At 60.8% G+C, this 18,219-nt stretch carries 17 protein-coding genes and 1 tRNA gene; 10 read left to right on the top strand and 8 right to left on the bottom strand.

Translation table 11 applies throughout. The features are described 5' to 3' along the window. Positions 1–52: 52 nt before the first annotated feature. From ASG47_RS01480 to ASG47_RS01470, 3 genes are all read right to left on the bottom strand, one after another. Positions 53–127, bottom strand: a tRNA-Glu gene (locus tag ASG47_RS01480). 91 nt (positions 128–218) lie between these two features. After that, positions 219–695 (bottom strand): YcbK family protein, encoded by a 477-nt coding sequence (locus ASG47_RS01475; RefSeq protein WP_061906958.1) that lies wholly within the window; start codon positions 693–695, stop codon positions 219–221. Positions 696–914: 219 nt separating this feature from the next. Further along, positions 915–1,331, bottom strand: a complete 417-nt coding sequence (locus tag ASG47_RS01470; RefSeq protein WP_061906957.1) for a VOC family protein — start codon at positions 1,329–1,331, stop codon at positions 915–917. 185 nt (positions 1,332–1,516) lie between these two features. On the opposite strand from ASG47_RS01470, the gene ASG47_RS01465 reads away from it, so the two are divergent. Together ASG47_RS01465 and ASG47_RS01460 are read left to right on the top strand one after the other, a co-directional pair. Continuing rightward, positions 1,517–2,140, top strand: coding sequence for a cold-shock protein (locus tag ASG47_RS01465; protein WP_082511505.1), 624 nt, complete (start codon positions 1,517–1,519; stop codon positions 2,138–2,140). A 51-nt stretch (positions 2,141–2,191) separates the two neighbouring features. Next, the gene (locus ASG47_RS01460; RefSeq protein ID WP_061906956.1) at positions 2,192–2,641 is read left to right on the top strand and encodes a DUF192 domain-containing protein; all 450 of its coding nucleotides are present in this window, start codon (positions 2,192–2,194) and stop codon (positions 2,639–2,641) included. A gap of 3 nt (positions 2,642–2,644) precedes the next feature. Here ASG47_RS01460 and trhA read toward each other — a convergent pair whose 3' ends face one another. After that, a complete protein-coding gene (trhA, locus tag ASG47_RS01455; protein WP_061906955.1) occupies positions 2,645–3,334 on the bottom strand; it encodes a PAQR family membrane homeostasis protein TrhA in 690 nt (229 codons plus the stop codon). Positions 3,335–3,494: 160 nt separating this feature from the next. Here trhA and ASG47_RS01450 point away from each other — a divergent pair, with 160 nt between their 5' ends. Further along, a complete protein-coding gene (locus tag ASG47_RS01450; protein WP_061906954.1) occupies positions 3,495–3,956 on the top strand; it encodes an ArsR/SmtB family transcription factor in 462 nt (153 codons plus the stop codon). A 241-nt stretch (positions 3,957–4,197) separates the two neighbouring features. Here ASG47_RS01450 and ASG47_RS01445 read toward each other — a convergent pair whose 3' ends face one another. Further along, positions 4,198–4,947 carry an HAD hydrolase-like protein gene (locus ASG47_RS01445; RefSeq protein ID WP_061906953.1) on the bottom strand — a complete coding sequence of 250 codons (750 nt, stop codon included), beginning with the start codon at positions 4,945–4,947 and terminating at the stop codon, positions 4,198–4,200. 389 nt (positions 4,948–5,336) lie between these two features. Between ASG47_RS01445 and ASG47_RS01440 the strand changes: the two genes are divergently transcribed. Genes ASG47_RS01440 through ASG47_RS01430 form a run of 3 tightly spaced genes read left to right on the top strand, consistent with a single transcriptional unit; the run spans position 5,337 to position 10,548 of the window. Beyond that, the gene (locus tag ASG47_RS01440) at positions 5,337–6,605 is read left to right on the top strand and encodes an MFS transporter (RefSeq protein WP_061906952.1); all 1,269 of its coding nucleotides are present in this window, start codon (positions 5,337–5,339) and stop codon (positions 6,603–6,605) included. Then, on the top strand, positions 6,602–7,855 hold the full coding sequence (locus ASG47_RS01435) for an NAD(P)/FAD-dependent oxidoreductase (protein WP_082511504.1): 1,254 nt from the start codon (positions 6,602–6,604) through the stop codon (positions 7,853–7,855). Before ASG47_RS01440 ends, ASG47_RS01435 begins: the two co-directional genes overlap by 4 nt. Positions 7,856–7,899: 44 nt before the next feature. Beyond that, positions 7,900–10,548, top strand: a complete 2,649-nt coding sequence (locus ASG47_RS01430; protein WP_061906951.1) for a nitrate reductase — start codon at positions 7,900–7,902, stop codon at positions 10,546–10,548. Here ASG47_RS01430 and ASG47_RS01425 read toward each other — a convergent pair. Continuing rightward, positions 10,545–11,306, bottom strand: coding sequence for an SDR family NAD(P)-dependent oxidoreductase (locus ASG47_RS01425; protein WP_061906950.1), 762 nt, complete (start codon positions 11,304–11,306; stop codon positions 10,545–10,547). The two genes, ASG47_RS01430 and ASG47_RS01425, sit on opposite strands and share 4 nt — an antisense overlap. Before the next feature lie 3 nt (positions 11,307–11,309). After that, positions 11,310–12,011, bottom strand: a complete 702-nt coding sequence (locus tag ASG47_RS01420) for a creatininase family protein (protein ID WP_061906949.1) — start codon at positions 12,009–12,011, stop codon at positions 11,310–11,312. A gap of 117 nt (positions 12,012–12,128) precedes the next feature. Between ASG47_RS01420 and ASG47_RS01415 the strand changes: the two genes are divergently transcribed. The 4 genes from ASG47_RS01415 to ASG47_RS01400 all read left to right on the top strand — a co-directional run bounded on the left by ASG47_RS01415 (position 12,129) and on the right by ASG47_RS01400 (position 17,744). Further along, positions 12,129–13,067: an isoaspartyl peptidase/L-asparaginase family protein gene (locus ASG47_RS01415; RefSeq protein ID WP_061906948.1), complete on the top strand. Its 939-nt coding sequence runs from the start codon at positions 12,129–12,131 to the stop codon at positions 13,065–13,067. Positions 13,068–13,186: 119 nt separating this feature from the next. Next, complete coding sequence (locus ASG47_RS01410) at positions 13,187–13,894, top strand: GntR family transcriptional regulator (RefSeq protein WP_061906947.1); 708 nt, start codon at positions 13,187–13,189, stop codon at positions 13,892–13,894. 92 nt (positions 13,895–13,986) lie between these two features. Continuing rightward, positions 13,987–16,032: a hydantoinase/oxoprolinase family protein gene (locus ASG47_RS01405; protein ID WP_061906946.1), complete on the top strand. Its 2,046-nt coding sequence runs from the start codon at positions 13,987–13,989 to the stop codon at positions 16,030–16,032. Next, the gene (locus ASG47_RS01400) at positions 16,029–17,744 is read left to right on the top strand and encodes a hydantoinase B/oxoprolinase family protein (protein WP_244487017.1); all 1,716 of its coding nucleotides are present in this window, start codon (positions 16,029–16,031) and stop codon (positions 17,742–17,744) included. Before ASG47_RS01405 ends, ASG47_RS01400 begins: the two co-directional genes overlap by 4 nt. Here the strand turns inward: ASG47_RS01400 and ASG47_RS01395 are convergent. After that, complete coding sequence (locus ASG47_RS01395) at positions 17,741–18,139, bottom strand: RidA family protein (protein WP_061906945.1); 399 nt, start codon at positions 18,137–18,139, stop codon at positions 17,741–17,743. The genes ASG47_RS01400 and ASG47_RS01395 overlap by 4 nt on opposite strands. Positions 18,140–18,219 lie beyond the last annotated feature (80 nt).

The raw sequence follows: 18,219 nt of genomic DNA, 5'->3' as shown, positions 1-18,219 counted from the left end.
CTGTTTGAGCGCCTGAGCCAACCTGCTTTCCCAACCAAAGGTGGGAGAAGCGTGGTACGCCCTAGGGGAATCGAACCCCTCTCTGCACCGTGAAAGGGTGCCGTCCTAACCGATAGACGAAGGGCGCGCTCAACGCTGGGTGTCGTATAGAGGGAGCTTTTTCCGGACGCAACCCCCTTGTTGGAGATTTCAAACTTTTTTCAAAAAGGACAAAGTTATCAACAGCCTGAGAAGGTGACTGGTCGATTGTAGCCGCGCGGCCTGTCGCGCACATCGACATGCATGAAGCTCCGGCCTGGATAGCAGCCGAGCCCGCCGACGCCATTCGTGCGCATGGCGAATTCGATCAGCCGGGCTTTGTCGACGCCGGGAATATAGAAGTCGGCGGCCATGCATTTCATATGGAAGGAGTTGTCCGTCCCCCCGGCAGCCGAGTTGTGATAGGCGTCGCGATAGCCCGATTGCATCACGACCTTCTTGCCAAACTGGCCCTCGAATTCCCAGATCAGCAGCCGCAGTTTCGGGCTGAGGCAAAATGCATTGACGCTCTTGGAGGTGACATAGGTCCCCCAGTCCGATCTCAACCCCGAATAGCCGGAGCCGCTGCTTGAAGCGAACATGGCCATGGGCACGCATGCGGCAAGCGCGGATACGATGGTTATGAGAGCGAGGATGGAGCGCAGAAAACGGGGCATAGCGACTTTCCCGATGGGCCCGTGTGGCGCATCTGCCACAGAAAAGGGGCTGGACGGTGTAGTCGCTAAAATTAGAAGAGTTTCGCTAACCGCCCGCTAAGCAGCACGGTTAGCAGTTTCTTACTAGTCCCAAAGCGCGAAGGTCGCTCCGTCGCGCAGCAACACCTCTCCCTCTGGGGGAGAGGTCGCCGCGGAGCTGCGGGTGAGGGGCCTAACCCCCTACCACTTGCCTGTATTCGCCATAGAAGCCCAAGGCTCCTGCGGCGGCAGCGTCCCATCCTGAATCAGCTCAACCGAAATCCCGTCCGGCGAGCGCACGAAGGCCATATGCCCATCGCGCGGTGGCCGGTTGATCACGACGCCCATGTCCGAAAGATGCTGGCATAGCGCATAGATATCCTTCACCCGATAGGCAAGGTGACCGAAATTGCGCCCACCCGTATATTCCTCCGGGTCCCAGTTATAGGTCAGCTCCACTTCCCCGCCTTCGTCACCCGGTGCGCGAAGGAAAATCAGCGTGAAGCGGCCTTTTTCGTTTTCGGTGCGGCGCACCTCTTCAAGCCCCAGGCCTTCGCAGTAGAATTTGAGGCTTTCCTCGACATTGGTGACGCGCACCATCGTGTGCAGATATTTCATAACTAGCCTCCTTTTTAGTGTCCGGTCATTGGCCTAGCAATGCAAGCAAGCCCTCGCAACCGCGCCGGTTGCAACAGAGGACAACTATTTCGCAACACCTTCTTAACTTTTGAGCCTGAATCGGACAGAGTGGTCCTATTGTCGGAGTACCCGTTGTCACGGGAGTTGCGGAAAAGGCGTAGGTCATGGGGGCCAATCTTAACGGCGCAGGTGGGAATGCCACGGATCCGTCGCAGGAGTCCGGATCGGACCAGCGCGAAACCGTGCCTACACACGCAGATGACGCAAATCTCGATACGATCGAGATTTCGGGTACCATCAAGTGGTTCGATGCCGGCAAGGGGTTTGGTTTCATCATCCCCGATGATGGCAAGGCCGACGTCCTCCTCCACGTTACCTGCCTCCGCCGCGATGGCTACCAGACAGCTTATGAAGGCGCGCGCATTGTTGTCGAAGCGCTCAATCGTCCCGGTGGCCTTCAGGCTTTCCGCATCGTCTCCATGGATGATTCGACCGCCCGCCATCCCGCCCAGATGCCGAGCCCGCGCACGCATGTCGTGGTGGAACCCAGTTCGGCCATGGTTCGCCTGGAGGTGAAGTGGTTCAACCGCATTCGCGGTTTCGGCTTCCTCTCGGCGGGTGAGGGCGCGCCCGATATTTTCGTGCACATGGAAACGCTGCGCCGTTTCGGCATCACCGAACTGCGCCCCGGCCAGTATGTTCTCGTGCGCTACGGCAATGGTCCAAAAGGCCTTATGGTCGCCGAAATCCGCCCCGATGGTTGGGGCGACGCGCCATCGTCGCACTAAGTGCGTTCGGGCTGTCTCAATGTTAACGGACTGCTAACGAAAGCCCCTTCGATGCTGCACCAATTCAAGGCACTTGCTGCCGCCGCTGTCCTGCTCGCCGTCAGCCTGCCGGCCCTTGCTTTTGCCGACGATAGCCAACTGGTTATCCACTCCAAAAACGGCGATCACGCTTTCACCGTCGAAGTCGTCGATACCGCCGAAACCCGCGCGCGCGGCCTGATGTATCGTCAGGAACTCGGCGATGATGCGGGCATGCTCTTCGACTTTTTCGAAGAGCGTTCGGTCTCATTCTGGATGCGTAACACCTTCATACCGCTCGATATGTTGTTCATCGCGAGCGACGGCACGATCCGCAATATCCACACTAATGCCCGCCCGCAGGACCCAACCTCCATCCCTTCGGATGGTCCGGTGCAGTTCGTGCTGGAAATCCCCGGCGGCCGCAGCAAAGAGCTCGGTATCGTCGCGGGCGATAAGGTCACCCACGACCGCATCGACTAAGTTTCAGAGCCTGTGGATGACCATGCAGTCGAGCACCGCCCAGAGATGGAGGCTCGCGCCTGCCACCACGAACACATGCCATAAAGCATTCTGAAACTTCAGCTTTTCCCAGAGGTGAAAGCCAATGCCGGCGGAATAGGTCACGCCGCCGGCCAGCAAAAGCCATAGCGTCGATGACGGAAGTTCCTCGGCCAGCCGTTGAAACACCAGAATGCCGCTCCAGCCGATCGCAAGATAAAGCAGGATCGCCAGCCGCCCGAAACGCTGCGGCACGATCAGCTTCAGCGCCACCCCAATCAGCGAAGCGCCCCAGACGAGGCTCATCATGATAGCGCCCGCTCGCGTTCCGCCAATTACGGCGAGAAATGGCGTGTAAGTCCCCGCAATAAAAAGGAAAATCGCTGCCTGGTCAAAGCGCGCCAAGTGCATTTTGATCGGCGAAACCGGCCAGACATTATAAGCGAGCGACACGCCCAGCACCGCAACTAGCGTCGCCACATAAACCACCAGCGCCGGAAACGCCTCCGGCGCTGTATGCATCAGCGCGAGGACAAGCAGGATCGACCCTGCCGCTATCGCGCCCACAAGCCCAAGCACATGCACTACTGCATCGACCACCACCTCAGCCATGCTGAATGGCCGTTGCTCGCGACTCCACCAGGAATAGGTAGGGCTTTGGTCCTGCGACACCATGTGGCGATCCTCCGTGGGCTAGACTGACGCTTGAGGCATGACCACAATCTTATCCGCGGGTGGCAATCCCGTGGCATGCTGAACGCTGGTTGAACGTTTCTGGTGAACAAATGGTGCCATAACTTGACGTGTAACACCCTTGTTACATAGGGCTCGGCGCATGAGCAAAAGATCGAAGCCGCCCATCGCCCTTTATTCAGCCCTGGCCGACACCACGCGCTGCCGTATCCTTGAGATTCTCAAGGTCGCGCCGACGCCGGTCCATGTGCTGACCGAGGCTTTTTCGATCAGCCGCCCCGCCATCTCGCGCCATCTGCGCGTGCTCAAATCCGCAGGTCTCGTCGCCGAGGTCAAAAAAGGCCGCGAAAATGTCTATGCCTTCCGGCCAGCGAAATTGACCCCCGCAAAAGGCTGGCTGGATCTCATCGCAACTGCCGCCGAGGCAGAAACTGCGAAGGTTGAGCCGGAAGCCGTAGAAGTGATCATCGAAAAGCCCGCTGTAGTTCCAAAACCGGCCCAACCACGTAAGGCGAAAGCGAAGCCAATCTTCAAAGATGAGAAGCAGGAAGAGGTCTCAGCCGCTCCCGCACCCTCCATCAGCCAAATGGGTTTTGATTTTTAGTTTGCGGTAATTGGATAACGCGTGTCGGACCGGTCCTGTTTTGTCCCAAAGGGACATGATCTCTCTATGATCGTCACCACCCGGCTCGTCCGGCTAGTCCATCCGTCAGCGCGCTGGAATGCTCAGACAAGGCGGGCAATGACGGCCGCAATGATTGGGTGGATACTGATAGCTACAGGTCGGCATCACAAAAGCCTTTTGTAGCCCATCGAAGCAAAGGCTAGGCGCCGCAGCGCCAATCTTACGCAGTAGCCACCGCAAGCGGGTAGGGTGTCCGCACCGGTCCGTAAAGGTGCGTATCGAACAGGTCGGACGTCAGCCGATCGAGATCATGCGCTGACCAGGCAATTTGCAATTGCGGGCAATCGCCGTCCATGGCCCGCAGCGCCGCACGCGCGCCCAAAGCCACTGGCACGATCGCACGCGACAAATTGGCGGAAGCGGAAAGCGCTGCATCCACATCCTTGCGCTGATCGCCAACATACCAAACCACGTCGCGCGCCCGCAGACCGCGGCCCACATTGCCGAGCGCCGCCTGAATAGAATCCGGCCAAGGCTTGCCGCGCGCCACGTCCTCGCGGAACACGCAGGTCGTAAAATACTTCTTGAGATCAAAGGCTTCGAGCACGTCGTGACCATAGCCACGACCAAGCCCGTTGCTCACGAGCCCCAGCACGACGCCGTTCTCATGGAGGCGTTCCAGTACCCGGCGCATTGTTTCGCACGGCACCAGCATTTGATCGACAGACTTGCGGCGAACGCGATGGATCGCGCGATGCACGAGCAACTTTGGCATCTTGCATGGCGTTGTCTGTTGGCGCCGCATCAGGCGGAACCGCGCAACCAGCCTTGCGGCACGGTGCGAGCAGTCGTCCAAAAACTCCAGCGCCTGCAGCACGCGCGGGTTGATATGGTTCACCAATGTGCCATCGAGATCAAATAGCACAATGGTCGGTGGCGTCTGATTTGAATCCAGTGTCGCATCCCCCATTTGCCCCGAGTTTGCCGTATTTTAACCATCGGAGCAACCCGCTTGCGGAAAATCGAGCTCGTCGCTGTGAGTTACGCGGGTTAGCGCGCTCCAATTCGCTTTCAATATGTGCAGGCTCTAAATTTGGGCAAAAAATATGCGAATGATGCCCAATTAGGCGATTGGTCGCCAAAGTCGGAAAAATCTGGAATCTGCTAAATAGCTGCGCCATAAAGCATTTTGCCGCGAAATCCGGCTGGCACACTAAATGCATTACCTCTGGTGAAACGCTCTCAGGAGCGATTGAACTGGCGTCCAACGATGGGTGCCACAGGCAAGGCTGCCAATAGAAGCGATCGGAATATCCGGTCGGCTCTGTTGGCGGCCTTTTTGTTTTAGGGGTGAAAGGCATGACAAACATGCAGTCGACTTCCTCAGCGCAATCGACACGCGCGCTGACAATGTCCACGGTGGCATTCACCGTGTGCTTTGCCGTCTGGACGATTTTTTCCATAATCGGCGTACAGTTGAAGGACCAGCTTGGGCTCAGCGAAACCCAGTTCGGCCTCCTGATCGGTACCCCGGTGCTCACGGGCTCGCTGGTCCGCGTCCTCCTCGGGGTGCTTACCGATCGCATGGGCGGCCGCATCGTCTATGTCATCACCATGCTCGCCGCGGCACTGGCGACCTTCCTACTCACCTTCGCTCAAACCTATGAGCAGTTCCTGATAGCCGCGCTTGGCGTGGGTCTCGCGGGGGGCTCCTTTGCAGTCGGCGTCGCCTATGTGTCCCGCTTCTATGCCGCCGGTAAGCAGGGCACGGCTCTCGGAATTTTCGGCGTCGGCAATGTCGGATCATCCGTAACCAAATTCCTCGCCCCCTTCGTCATGCTTGCCTGGGGCTGGCAGTCGGTCGCGCTGATCTGGGCCGCCGCGCTCGTTGTGATCGCTGTCGTTTTCTGGTTCACCACCGAAGATGATCCGATCATCGTCAAGCGCCGCACCGAGCCCTACACGCCCAAGAGCCTCCTCAGTGAATTCGAGCCGCTGCGAAATCTTCAGGTCTGGCGCTTCGCCCTTTATTACTTCTTCGCCTTCGGCGCCTTCGTCGCGCTCACCCTGTGGCTGCCGCGCTATCTGATCGGCGTCTATGGCTTTGACATCAAGACGGCCGGCATGATCGCCGCCTTCTACTCCGTTCCCGCCAGCATCTTCCGCGCTTATGGCGGCACCCTCTCGGACCGTATCGGTGCCCGCACCGTGCTCTATTGGACCTTCGGTGTCTCGCTGCTGATGACCGCCATTCTGGCTCTGCCGACATCCGATTTTGTCGTCGCCGGCATCAACGGCCCCGTTCCGCTGCACTTCGAGTTGAGCCCCTGGGCATTCGTTGGCCTGATCTTTGTCCTCGGCTTTTTCATGAGCCTCGGCAAGGCCGCCGTTTATAAGCACATCCCGGCCTATTACCCTCAGAATGTCGGCGCTGTCGGTGGTCTCGTCGGTATGATCGGTGGCCTCGGTGGCTTCGTCCTGCCGCTGCTCTTTGGCTATCTCAACGATGTCACCGGTATCTGGTCGAGCTGCTTTATTGCGCTCTTCGTACTGGTCGCCGTCGCATTCCTCTGGATGCACATGACCGTCCGGCGCATGGAGCGCCAGCCGGTCGGGCAGCCCGCATGAGCGGTAGGCAAAAGCTCGTCGTGGTCGGGGCCGGCATGGCCTCCGGCCGCGCCCTCGAACATCTTTTCGCCGAGGCGCCAGGTCGCTACGACGTCACCCTTTTCGGCGCCGAGCCGCGCGGCAATTACAACCGGTTGATGCTTTCTCCAGTCCTCGCCGGCGAAAAGAGCTTTGAGGACATCATTACCCACAGTGCCGCCTGGTACGCCTCGCACGGCGTCACCACCCACTTCGGCGAACACGTCACCGCCATAGATCGCCACCGAAAGGTGGTAATTTCCCGTAGTGGCGAAACGCCATACGATACCCTTGTCGTCGCTACAGGTTCGGCCCCTTTTGTCCTGCCTATCGCCGGCAAGGACCTCCCCGGCGTTCTGGCTTTCCGCGATTTTGACGACGTGCAGAAGATGATCGCGGCCGCTGCCATGCCCGGCTCACGCGCCGTCGTCATCGGCGGCGGTCTCCTCGGCTTAGAAGCCGCCGCCGCTCTCCGCCTGCGCGGCATGGGCGTCACAGTCCTCCATGCCGCCGATCATCTGATGAACCGCCAGCTCGACCCCGTCGCCGGGGCCATGCTCCAAAAAGCCTTCGAGGACCGGGGCATCGAAGTGCTCTGCAAAGCCCAAACTCAAGCGATCATCGGCCACGAACGCGCCGAAGCCGTGGTGCTTGAAGATGGCCGGATCTGCCAGGCCGATATCGTCGTCATGGCAGTGGGCATCCGCCCCGAAACGCGCCTCGCGACCGATGCGGGCATTCATGTCGAACGCGGCATCGTCGTCGACGATCAGATGCGCACGTCCGACCCGCACATCCTCGCTCTTGGCGAATGCGTAGAACACGATGGCATATGCTACGGCCTCGTCGCCCCGCTTTACGATATGGCTGCTGTCCTCGCCAAAACCCTGGCGGATCAGCCTGCCGCATTCCGGCCCCTGCCCACGGCGACCCAACTCAAGGTCACTGGCATTTCGGTTTTTTCGGCTGGCGATCTTGAAACGCGCGACGGGCAGGAAGACATCGTCCTGCGCGACGAGGAAGACGGCATCTACAAGCGCCTTATCCTCCGGGATGATCGCATCGTCGGCACCGTGCTCTATGGCGAAACCACCGACGGTCCCTGGTTTTTTGACCTGCTCCGCGAGTCTGCCGCGACGAGCGATATGCGGGGCACGCTCATCTTCGGCGCGGCCTTCCAAGGCAGCGCCCCGATAGATCCCTATGGCGGTCGGTGCAGCGTCGCGGGCTGATCCGCGCCGCTTCCTTCGCCTGTCGACTTTGGAAACTACGCTGCATGACCGCCCTCGGCTCCGCCAAAACCGTCAAGACCACCTGTCCCTATTGCGGCGTTGGCTGCGGTGTCCTTGCAACGCCCCAAGCCGATGGCAGCGTCGCGATTGCGGGCGATCCCGATCATCCCGCCAATTTCGGTCGCCTTTGCTCCAAAGGCTCCGCGCTCGGCGAAACCCTCTCGCTGGAAGGCCGGCTTCTGCACCCCGAAATCGGCAATCGCCGCGCAGGTTGGGACGAAGCTCTCGACCTCGTCGCGACCCGTTTTCGCGAAGCCATCGAGCGATACGGCCCAGATTCCGTCGCCATCTACGGCTCAGGCCAGCTCCTCACGGAGGACTATTACGTCGCCAATAAGCTGATGAAGGGCTTTGTCGGCAGCGCCAATATCGACACCAATTCTCGCCTCTGCATGGCATCGTCGGTCGCTGGCCACAAGCGCGCCTTCGGCTCCGACACCGTCCCGGGCAATTACGAAGATCTCGAACTGGCCGATCTCGTCGTGCTCGTCGGTTCCAATCTCGCCTGGTGCCACCCGGTGCTGCATCAGCGCCTCGCCGCCGCCAAGGCCGAACGTCCCGATATGCGCGTCGTACTCATCGATCCGCGCCGCAGCTCCACCGCCGACATTGCCGATCTTCATCTGCCGCTCCGCTCCGACGGCGATAGCGCACTTTTTGTCGGTCTCCTCGGTCATCTCGCGCACCTTGGGCACGTTGATGCCGACTTCGTGGCGCAACACACAAGCGACGCCGAATCCGCATTGCTCCTCGCCGAAGATTGGCCGCTCGACCGCGTCGCCGAAGCCACCGGCGCGGCAACTGCCGACATCGCAACATTTTATGACTGGTTCGCCAAAACCGAGCGCACCGTCACCGTCTATTCCCAGGGCGTCAATCAATCCGCCTCGGGCACTGACAAGGTCAATGCCATAATCAACTGCCACCTCTTGACCGGCCGCATCGGGCGCAAGGGCATGGGCCCCTTCAGCGTCACCGGTCAGCCCAACGCCATGGGCGGGCGCGAGGTCGGTGGTCTCGCCAATATGCTGGCCGCCCATATGGATTTTACGCCCGAAGCGATTGAGAGGGTAGGGCGCTTCTGGCAGGCGCCCAATGTCGCGACCAAGCCTGGCCTCAAGGCCGTCGATCTCTTCGCCGCCATGGCGCGAGGCGAGATCAAGGCAGTCTGGATCATGGCGACCAACCCCGTCGATTCCATGCCCGATGCCGACGCCGTCCGCGCTGCTCTCGAAGCGTGTCCCTTTGTCGTCGTCTCAGACATGAATGCGAAGACCGACACTGGCCACTATGCCCATGTCAGACTTCCGGCCGCGGGCTGGGGCGAAAAGGAAGGCAGCGTCACCAATTCGGAACGCCGCATATCCCGCCAGCGCCCCTTTCTTGCCCTTCCAGGCGAAGCGCGTCCCGATTGGTGGATCATTTCCGAAGTTGCGCGACGCCTCGGACATTCCAAAGCTTTTCCCTATCGCACCCCGGGCGACATTTTCGCCGAGCACGTTGCGCTCTCTTCCTTTGAAAACGACGGGACCCGCGACTTCGACCTCGCAGGCTTGAGCGGCGCCGATTACGCAGCCATCCAACCCACCCAGTGGCCGGTGCGAACTAAACCCAGCGCACGCATGTTCGGCGATGGCCGCTTTTTCACGCCCGATCAAAAAGCCCGCTTCGTCCCGGTCGTGCCGCCGCCGCCCATTCGCCCGGCGCCCGGCTCATTCGTGCTCAACACTGGCCGCGTCCGGGATCACTGGCACACCATGACCCGCACCGGAAAAGCCGCGCGGCTTTCCGCCCACTATGCCGAGCCTTTCCTCGAAATTCACCCGGCCGACGCCGAGCGCCTCAACATCCGTCGCGCCACTCTGGTCCGTGTCTCCAATGCCCGAGCCAGCGTGACACTGCGCGCTGTCGTCACCGATCGCCAACCACAGGGCCAGGTCTTTGCGCCCATGCACTGGACCGACCAATTCGCCTCCAATGGCCGCATCGATTCACTCGTCGCCGCCAAGACTGACCCGGTCTCCGGCCAGCCGGCGCTCAAGATGGCGCGGGTCCATGTCGAACCGGCTGGCGCTCGTCTCTTTGGCTTTTTCGTGGTGGCGCAAAGCCCGGCATTGACCAGCGACTATTGGGCCGTCGCGCCAATCAACGGCGGCACGCGCGGCGAACTTGCATGGTTCAATGAGCCCGAAGATTGGATCGCCTGGCTCAAAGCAAATTTCCATCTCCCCGCCAACGCCCGCATCAAAACCTTCAGCGACGACCGCGTTGGCCGCCGGAACTTCGCAGTGCTCGAAGATGGACGCCTGATCCTCGCGCTCTACACCTCTCCCGATCCCGTCATTGTCTCCCGCCAATGGGCGACGACGCTTCTTACCAAAACAAACCTCAGCGCCTCAGTCGTGCTCGCCGGCCGTCCCGGCGCCGACATGCCTGACCCGGGCGCTACCGTCTGCTCCTGCTTTTCCGTCGGTATCAACACCATCACCGCCGCCATCGCCAAAGACGGCTGCGACACCGTGGAAGCCATCGGCCAATGCACCAAAGCCGGCACCAATTGCGGCTCCTGCCGCCCCGAAATCCGGCGGATACTGGCGGCAACAATGGCCTCGCTCAGCCAAACGCGATCCTAAGCCCGCCCGCCATCGACGCTGATAATCTGCCCCGAAATCCACGACGCTTCATCGGATGCCAAAAACAGCGCCGCCGCCGCGATGTCGTCGGGCGTGCCCAAGCGCCGCGTATGCGTCGACGCGATAAGGCGGTCTTGTTGGTCACTCGTATAGCTGTCCCACTGACGCCGGGTGTTGGGATTGGACAACACGAAGCCTGGTGCAACGCTATTCACCGTTATCCCAGCGGGCCCCAATTCAAGGGCTAGCTGCTTGGTCAGCCCGACAAGTGCGTGCTTTGCCGCAGAATAGGCCTGAATGCCCGTAAGGCTGGGGCGAAGTCCTGCCCCGGATGAAATGGTGACAATCCGCCCCGCGCCACGTTCTTTCATATGAGGCGCGACTGCTTGAGCGCACCATAGCGCGCTCTCGACATTGGCCGCGAATAGCTGTTGCCACGCATCCGGCGTAATGGCCTCCAACGGGCCGCCCACCTGCCCACGGACACCTCCGGCCGCAGTCACCAAAATGTCGACGCCTCCCGCCGTGCGCACGACCTGTTCCACTGCTTTGGCAACCAAAGTCTGATCAGCAAGGTCCACCGGGATCGTGAGCGCCACGCCCGACGATGCCAACGGCGCCATCCCGGCCTCATCGATATCAAACGCCGCGACAGAGGCGCCGGCTTGAGCAAAAGCAACGGCAATCGCGCGACCAATGCCTTGCGCGGCCCCGGTCACGATGACGGACTTTCCGTTGAAGTCGAACGTTATGGACATGACCTAAGCCCAACCGTTCTCGATCAAAGACCTGGTTTCGTCGATCGCAGTATCCCAGATCGCTTGCATTTCCTCGTCTGGCCGCTGGTAGAATCCACCGAAATTACCGTCGCCGAGATAGTCCTTTACCGCCTTGCTCCCCATCGTCTTCAGCTTGTCCAAATCACTCATCGGCTTTTGGCTGCTGGGCATGCCGATGTTGGGCAATCGCGTCCATGCAAAGTTCTCCATCCACGACGCGTGGCTGGCGACGGGGTCTATGGCCTGCACCTTGGCAAAGGTTTTCGGTGCATTCCACCAGTTGTGCCAGCGTATCCGGCAGTCCGCATAATCGTTCAGCCATTCGAGTGCCGTCGTTTGGCCCGGGCTGTTGCCGCCATGTCCATTGACGAAAAGGAAGCGCCGAAAACCCTGGCCGGCAAGGCTATCGAGCATGTCGGTGATGATCCGGCCGTAGGTTTCGGCGCGGAGCGAAACGCTGCCGGGATAGGCAGTGAAATAGGGGGTGATGCCATAGGCCAGAACGGGAAAAACCGGCACGCCGGTTGGCTCTGCGGCTTCGACCGCCACTTTTTCCGCAAGGATCGAATCGACACTATTGGAGAGGTAGGCGTGCTGCTCCGTCGAGCCGAGCGGGATGATCGCGCGATCGTCTCGGCGTAGATAGTCCTCGACGGCAAACCAGTTCATGTCCGAAATTTTCAAGGCTGATATCCCAATCCAGTCTGACCACGCACCACCGATTGACCAGCGGCAGAACTGGCCTCAGGGTTGACCACAAGGCGGCGCCGATCAAGCTGCAATCTCAGGGAGACCTATCAATTGGCGACACTTGCGATTCATGGAGGCGCTGGCACCATCCCGCGTGGGTCGATCACCGAGGAAGGTTATCGCGCAGCTCGCGAGGGGCTCAGAGCCGCTCTTGCCGCTGGCTGGTCTGTGCTGAATGAGGGAGGCCTTGCCATCGACGCGGTCGAGGCTGCGGTCGTGGCGCTGGAAGATCATCCCAGTTTCAATGCCGGCCATGGCGCAGTCCTCAACGAGCGGCAAGAGCATGAACTCGATGCCGGGATCATGGATGGGCGAACCTTGGCCGCAGGGGCCATCGCATCAGCCCGACACATTCGCAACCCGATCCAAGCTGCGCGCCTGATCATGGAAGACGGCGCGTGCCTGCTGCTTTCCGGCGCGGGTGCCGACGACTTTGCGCGCGGCCAAGGTCTCGCTATGGTCGAGCCGGATTATTTCACGACGCCCCTTCGACAGCAGCATTGGCAGCGCGCCGAAGACGAGCGTACCGGCAAACTCAATCGCAGCCGCACGGAAGCGGAAAAGCACGGCACGGTGGGAGCCGTTGCGCTGGACGACGCCGGCAATCTTGCAGCGGCAACGTCGACCGGCGGATATACATTCAAGCGCGCCGGGCGTGTGGGAGATGCGCCGATTATTGGTGCGGGGACCTATGCGCGCAATGGCGTCGTCGCCGTGTCCTGCACAGGCCTCGGCGAGTACTTTATCCGCCGATGCACCGCCCACGACATTGCATCGCGCATGCTCTACCTTAATACCCCTCTTGCCGATGCAACACAGAACGCGGTCAACGAGCTGAAAGGAGACGGTGCTGGCGCGGGAATAATAGCGATAGATCGCCATGGCGCTGTCTCGCTGGTGCACAATACTGAGGGCATGTATCGCGGCAAAGTGTCAGACGATGGTGTGATCTACGTTGGCATTTACGCTGACGACTTCGGCCCGGAATAATCAATCCAATCTTCGATTGTCTAACTGTAAGGCAATGTTGTGGGGAAATAGGCTGGGTGATAGAAGCGGCCTTGTGTTGGCGGCGAAGCCTTGCCCCGGCGCCCAAGGTGGAGACACGCATGCACGGCGAAGCAAACCTCGTCGAACTCCCGCAACCCAAGCGGATTTCGCTGTCGGAAAGCGTCGCCGATACTATCGCCGAGGCCATCGCGACCCGCATCATTTTGCCCAATGAGCGAATCGTCGAGACGACGCTGGTGGAAAAACTGGGCGTCAGCCGTGTGCCCATCCGCGAGGCGCTGAAGGTGCTGCACGCGCAGGGCATCATCAGTGGCGGAGGGCACAAGGGTTACCGCGTCGCCGCCTTTGAGCCAGGCATTACCCAGCAGATCATGGAAGTCCGCCTCAGCCTCGAGACCTTCATGCTGCGCGACGCCATCGAGAACTGGCGCAAGGGACAAGGCAGTCCCAAAGTCCTTCAGCCGTCTATTGAAATGATGATCGCCTCGGCCAAAGGCGGCAGTCTGCGCAATTCGCTCATTGCCGATCTCGAATTTCACCGCGCAATTCGTCAGGCGGCGCACAATCCTATCGTCGGTACCCTCTGGGACACGATCGCGCGCCATGTGCTGATCATCTTTAATTTCGAGCGGTTCCGCGACGAAGACCTCGAGGCAAGCGCCCGGCAGCATGAGCAATTTCGCGACTGGATCGTGGCGCAGGTCGCCAAGCCGTCGACGCCGTTCAAGGATATCCAGGCGGCGCTTGAAGATCATATGCTCTTGATTGCGCGCAAGAAAACCGGCGACGTCTCCATCAGCCGCTAGGGCAGAGAGCAGATAAAAAGTCGGTTGATCGATTGTATACTGTATGACAAGGTTTGGAGAGATAGCCTCTTCTCAACCGGGTTTCCCCATACATGTATCGTATTGGCGTCGACGTTGGCGGCACGTTCACGGACTTCACCTTGCTCGATGACCGCTCGGGCGATGTCCATTTTTTCAAGACATCCTCGACACCGCATGATCCGTCCGAAGCCATCGAGAATGGCTTGCGCGACATGCTCGGCGAATTGGGTTTTGCGCCTTCATCCGTGAGCTATCTGGCGCATGGCACGACCGTCGCGACCAATATCGTCATCGAGCGGCGCGGCGCGCGGACCGGGCTCGTGACCACCAAGGGATTTCGCGATGTGCTCGAGCTCGGGCGGCAGGCTCGCCCCTCGATCTATGATTACCGGATGGAAAAGCCGCCGGTCCTGATCCCGCGCGACCGTCGCGTCGAGGTGCTTGAGCGGATCGGGCCGGATGGAGAAGTGCTGCAGGCACTCGACGAGGACTCGCTGCGCGAGGCAGTCGCCAAACTGGCGGCCACCGGGGTCGAAAGCGTTGCCATCTGTTTTCTCCACTCCTATCGCAGGCCGGAACACGAAGCCCGCGCTAAGGAAGTCGTCCGCGAGCTTCTGCCTGATGCCTATGTGAGCCTTTCCTCGGAAATTCTGCCGGAATTTCGCGAGTTCGAACGCATGTCGACTGTCGCGGTCAATGCCTTTGTTGGCCCGCGCATGGGCAGCTATCTGCAGCGCTTCCGCAAGCGCGTTGCTGATGTCGGCATTCCCGCTGCGCCTTATACGATCCACTCCAACGGCGGGTTGATGTCGATCGACACGGTCTATGCAAGCCCGGTGCGCACCTGCGTGTCCGGGCCAGCGGCCGGTGTGGTGGGCGCTGCTGAGATTGGGCGCGTTGCGGGACTGCCTAATCTCATCACCTTCGATGTCGGCGGCACCTCGACCGACGTTTCCTTGATCGACAATTGCACGCCGCTTTTCAACAGTGCGCGGCTCGTCGCCGGCTATCCCGTCAAGACGCCAATGCTCGACATTCACGTCATCGGGGCAGGCGGAGGCTCCATCGCCGCGATCGATGACGCGGGCTCGATGAAAGTCGGGCCGCGGTCAGCCGGCGCAGCACCGGGACCGGTCGCCTATGGGCGCGGCGGTACGGAGCCGACGATTACCGATGCCAATCTCTGCCTCGGCCGTCTTGACGCAACGACCCTGCTTGGCGGCCGCATGCAGATCGATCTCGAAGCGGCGCGCCGGGTCATTCGCGAGGCCATCGCTGAGCCGCTTGGCATTTCGCTTGAAGCGGCCGCCCACGGCATCATCCAGATCGCCAATGCCAATATGAGCCGCGCGATCCGGTCGGTGTCGGTGGAAAAAGGCTATGACATGGGCGACTTTGCCCTCTGCGCCTTCGGCGGCGCCGGACCGCTTCACGCGGCGGAAGTCGCAGTCGAATGCGGCCTGCCGCGCATTCTCATTCCCCGCGAGCCGGGTACCCTTTGTGCTCGCGGCATGCTGCTGACCGATCTCAGCTCGGACTATGTGCGCAGCTTCTTTTCAGATTGCACCGCAGAGAACTGGACCCACGTCCTCGGCCTTTTCGATGCCATGGAAACCGAGGGTGCGGCCTGGCTCGACAATGAAGGCGTCGCCACCGGCGACCGTCGTTTCAATCGTGTTCTCGATGCCCGCTATCGCGGCCAGAATTTTGAGGTCAAGGTCGACTGCAGCGGCCTTGGTGACGGCGATCTCGAAGAACTCGAAGAGCGGTTCCACGCGGCCCACGTCAAAGAATATGGCTACGACATCCGACACCGGGCGATCCAGCTCGTCTCGGCCCGCGTGCAGGCGATCGGCGCCGTCGAAAAGGCGCCACAGGCGAAAGTTCAGGGCGGATCAAGTCTCGAGGCCGCTCAAACAGGCTCCCGGCCCGTCTATTATGATGCCACTCACGGCTGGCTCAACACCCCGATTTATCATCGCGGCGACCTGCCGTCCGGTGTGTCGATCTCCGGCCCGGCCATTATCAACGAAATGAGCGCAACGAGCCTGATCCTGCCGGGACAAACCGTCGTCGCTGACCGCTGGGGCAATCTGATCGTGGAGACCAACCTGTGACCCAAGACAATGAACGCATTGCCGATGCCATCCAGATGGAGGTGTTTTCCAACCGGTTGCTCGCCATTGCCGAGGATATGGGGTCGATCCTGATCCGCTCGTCTTTCTCGTCCAATATCAAAGAACGCCGCGATTGTTCGACGGCGATTTTCGATGCGCAGGGGCGCTTGGTGACCCAGGCCGACCACATTCCCATTCACCTCGGCGCCATGATCGGCGCCGTCGAGGCGATGCTGGCGCGCTACCCCTTGTCGGCCATGAAGCCCGGCGACGCTTTCATTGCCAATGATCCCTACCTCGCTGGTGGCAGCCACTTGCCGGATATCTCGATCATCACGCCGGTGCATCATGAGGGCGAAGTCCGGTTCTTTGCCGGCAATATCGCGCATCATGCTGATGTCGGCGGCAAGACGCCAGGATCGACCTCGGGCACGTCCCGCTCGATTTTCGAAGAGGGCATCCGTCTGCCCATCATCCGCATCGCGCGGGGCGGAGAGATCGACGAGGATCTGCTCGAACTGATCGCCCACAACACCCGCGATCCCGAGGAGCGGCTGCTCGACCTGCGCACGCAGATCGGCACCAATGTGCGCGGCGGCGCCATGCTGGTGCAATTGGTCGATCGCATGGGCTGGCCGGCGGTGTCGCAGGCTATAGAGGACATTTTGACCTACACCCGCCGGCGCCTGAGCAACCGGGTGGCGGCTTTGCCCGATGGTGTCTATCGCTTCGAGCGCGCCATGGACGATGACGGCTTTCCGGGCGAACCGGTGCCGATCGTCTGCACGGCAACCATTGCGGGCGACAAGCTCTCTTTCGATTTCGCGGGCTCGGGTCCGCAGGCGCGTGGGGCGATCAACCTGCCGGACAGTGCCCTCAAGGCCTCGATCTATTATTGCGTCAAAGCGGTGCTCGATCCTGGCCTGATGCCCAATCAGGGGATTATCGACCCCATCGGCATCTCCGCGCCCCCGGGCACGATCGTCAATCCAAAGGCGCCGGCCGCTGTCGCTGGTCGTGCTGTCACTTCGAACCGTCTTTGCGGCGCCGTGTTCGGGGCGCTTTACCAGGCCATGCCGGAAGACAAGGTCATGGCCTCGTGCAATGACTCGACCTCGGCCGTTTCCATCTCCGGCTGGCATGAAGGCCGCCAGGCGACCTATGTCTATCCCGAAAGCATGGGCGGCGGTGCTGGCGCCTTTGCAGATCGCGACGGCATGGATGCGGTCCATGTCCACACGGTCAATTCCACCAATCTGCCCGCCGAAGCGCTGGAACTCGAATATCCGCTGCTGCTCGACGAATATTGCCTTGTGCCGGATTCCGGCGGGGCAGGGCGGCATCGCGGCGGCATGGGCATGGCAAGGCAGATCCGCATTCGGGAGGACAATACAACCTTCTCGGCTCGCTCGGATGCCCACATCATTCCGGCGCCCGGCGTCGCCGGTGGCAAGGCGTCAAATGTGACGCGCATCCGGCGCAATCCCGGCACGGCTCAGGAAGAAAATCTGCATTCCAAAGCCTCGGGGCTGGTTCTCGCAGCGGGCGAAGTGATCCGCGTCGAAACGTTGGGCGGCGGGGGCTTTGGCGATCCCGGCGAGCGTCCGCTTGCCGCCTTGGCCGCCGACCTCCGCGAGGAGAAGATCACCCGCGCTGCCGCCGAGCGCGATTATGGAGCGAGCCGCGTCGCAGATGCCCTCGCGCTAGGTTAAGCCTGGCGCGGGGTATAGACGACAAGTTCAACCTCGAGCTTGACCTCAGGTCTGCCCAGCGCCGCGACGATCAGACCGGTATGGGGCGGACGGTGTTCGCCAAAGAACGCCTTCCGCTCTGCCGCTGCTACCGCGGAATCGGCCGGGTCCACGAGATAGGTGGTGATCTTCACCACTTGGTCGCGCTCCGCACCGATATGGCGGAGGATAGCGTCGATGTTGCGATAGACCTGTGCCGCTTGTTCGCCGGCGTTGCCTGGCCCGACCAGTTTACCGGCGCTGTCACGCGAGACCTGCCCGGCTATGAAAGCAAAATCGCCAGCTTGGGCCACGTGCTCATAACTGGCAGGGGCGTAGATGTCGGGAGGGCTGGATAGGGTAATCGAGAGGCTCATCACATGCTCCGTTTGCCCAAATCTACGACTTTGAGTTTGTATTACAAGCATACAATACTGTAGGCTTTGGCAACCAAATC

Source organism: Devosia sp. Leaf420 (assembly GCF_001425445.1).
In the GTDB taxonomy this organism is placed as follows: domain Bacteria; phylum Pseudomonadota; class Alphaproteobacteria; order Rhizobiales; family Devosiaceae; genus Devosia.
This window is presented reverse-complemented; position numbering and strand designations above follow the sequence as displayed.

Coding starts and splice junctions, on each gene's coding strand:
- ASG47_RS01475 (WP_061906958.1), bottom strand. CDS start 695: ATGCCCCGTTTTCTGCGCTCCATCCTCGCTCTCATAACCATCGTATCC.
- ASG47_RS01470 (WP_061906957.1), bottom strand. CDS start 1,331: ATGAAATATCTGCACACGATGGTGCGCGTCACCAATGTCGAGGAAAGC.
- ASG47_RS01465 (WP_082511505.1), top strand. CDS start 1,517: ATGGGGGCCAATCTTAACGGCGCAGGTGGGAATGCCACGGATCCGTCG.
- ASG47_RS01460 (WP_061906956.1), top strand. CDS start 2,192: ATGCTGCACCAATTCAAGGCACTTGCTGCCGCCGCTGTCCTGCTCGCC.
- trhA (WP_061906955.1), bottom strand. CDS start 3,334: ATGGTGTCGCAGGACCAAAGCCCTACCTATTCCTGGTGGAGTCGCGAG.
- ASG47_RS01450 (WP_061906954.1), top strand. CDS start 3,495: ATGAGCAAAAGATCGAAGCCGCCCATCGCCCTTTATTCAGCCCTGGCC.
- ASG47_RS01445 (WP_061906953.1), bottom strand. CDS start 4,947: ATGGGGGATGCGACACTGGATTCAAATCAGACGCCACCGACCATTGTG.
- ASG47_RS01440 (WP_061906952.1), top strand. CDS start 5,337: ATGACAAACATGCAGTCGACTTCCTCAGCGCAATCGACACGCGCGCTG.
- ASG47_RS01435 (WP_082511504.1), top strand. CDS start 6,602: ATGAGCGGTAGGCAAAAGCTCGTCGTGGTCGGGGCCGGCATGGCCTCC.
- ASG47_RS01430 (WP_061906951.1), top strand. CDS start 7,900: ATGACCGCCCTCGGCTCCGCCAAAACCGTCAAGACCACCTGTCCCTAT.
- ASG47_RS01425 (WP_061906950.1), bottom strand. CDS start 11,306: ATGTCCATAACGTTCGACTTCAACGGAAAGTCCGTCATCGTGACCGGG.
- ASG47_RS01410 (WP_061906947.1), top strand. CDS start 13,187: ATGCACGGCGAAGCAAACCTCGTCGAACTCCCGCAACCCAAGCGGATT.
- ASG47_RS01405 (WP_061906946.1), top strand. CDS start 13,987: ATGTATCGTATTGGCGTCGACGTTGGCGGCACGTTCACGGACTTCACC.
- ASG47_RS01395 (WP_061906945.1), bottom strand. CDS start 18,139: ATGAGCCTCTCGATTACCCTATCCAGCCCTCCCGACATCTACGCCCCT.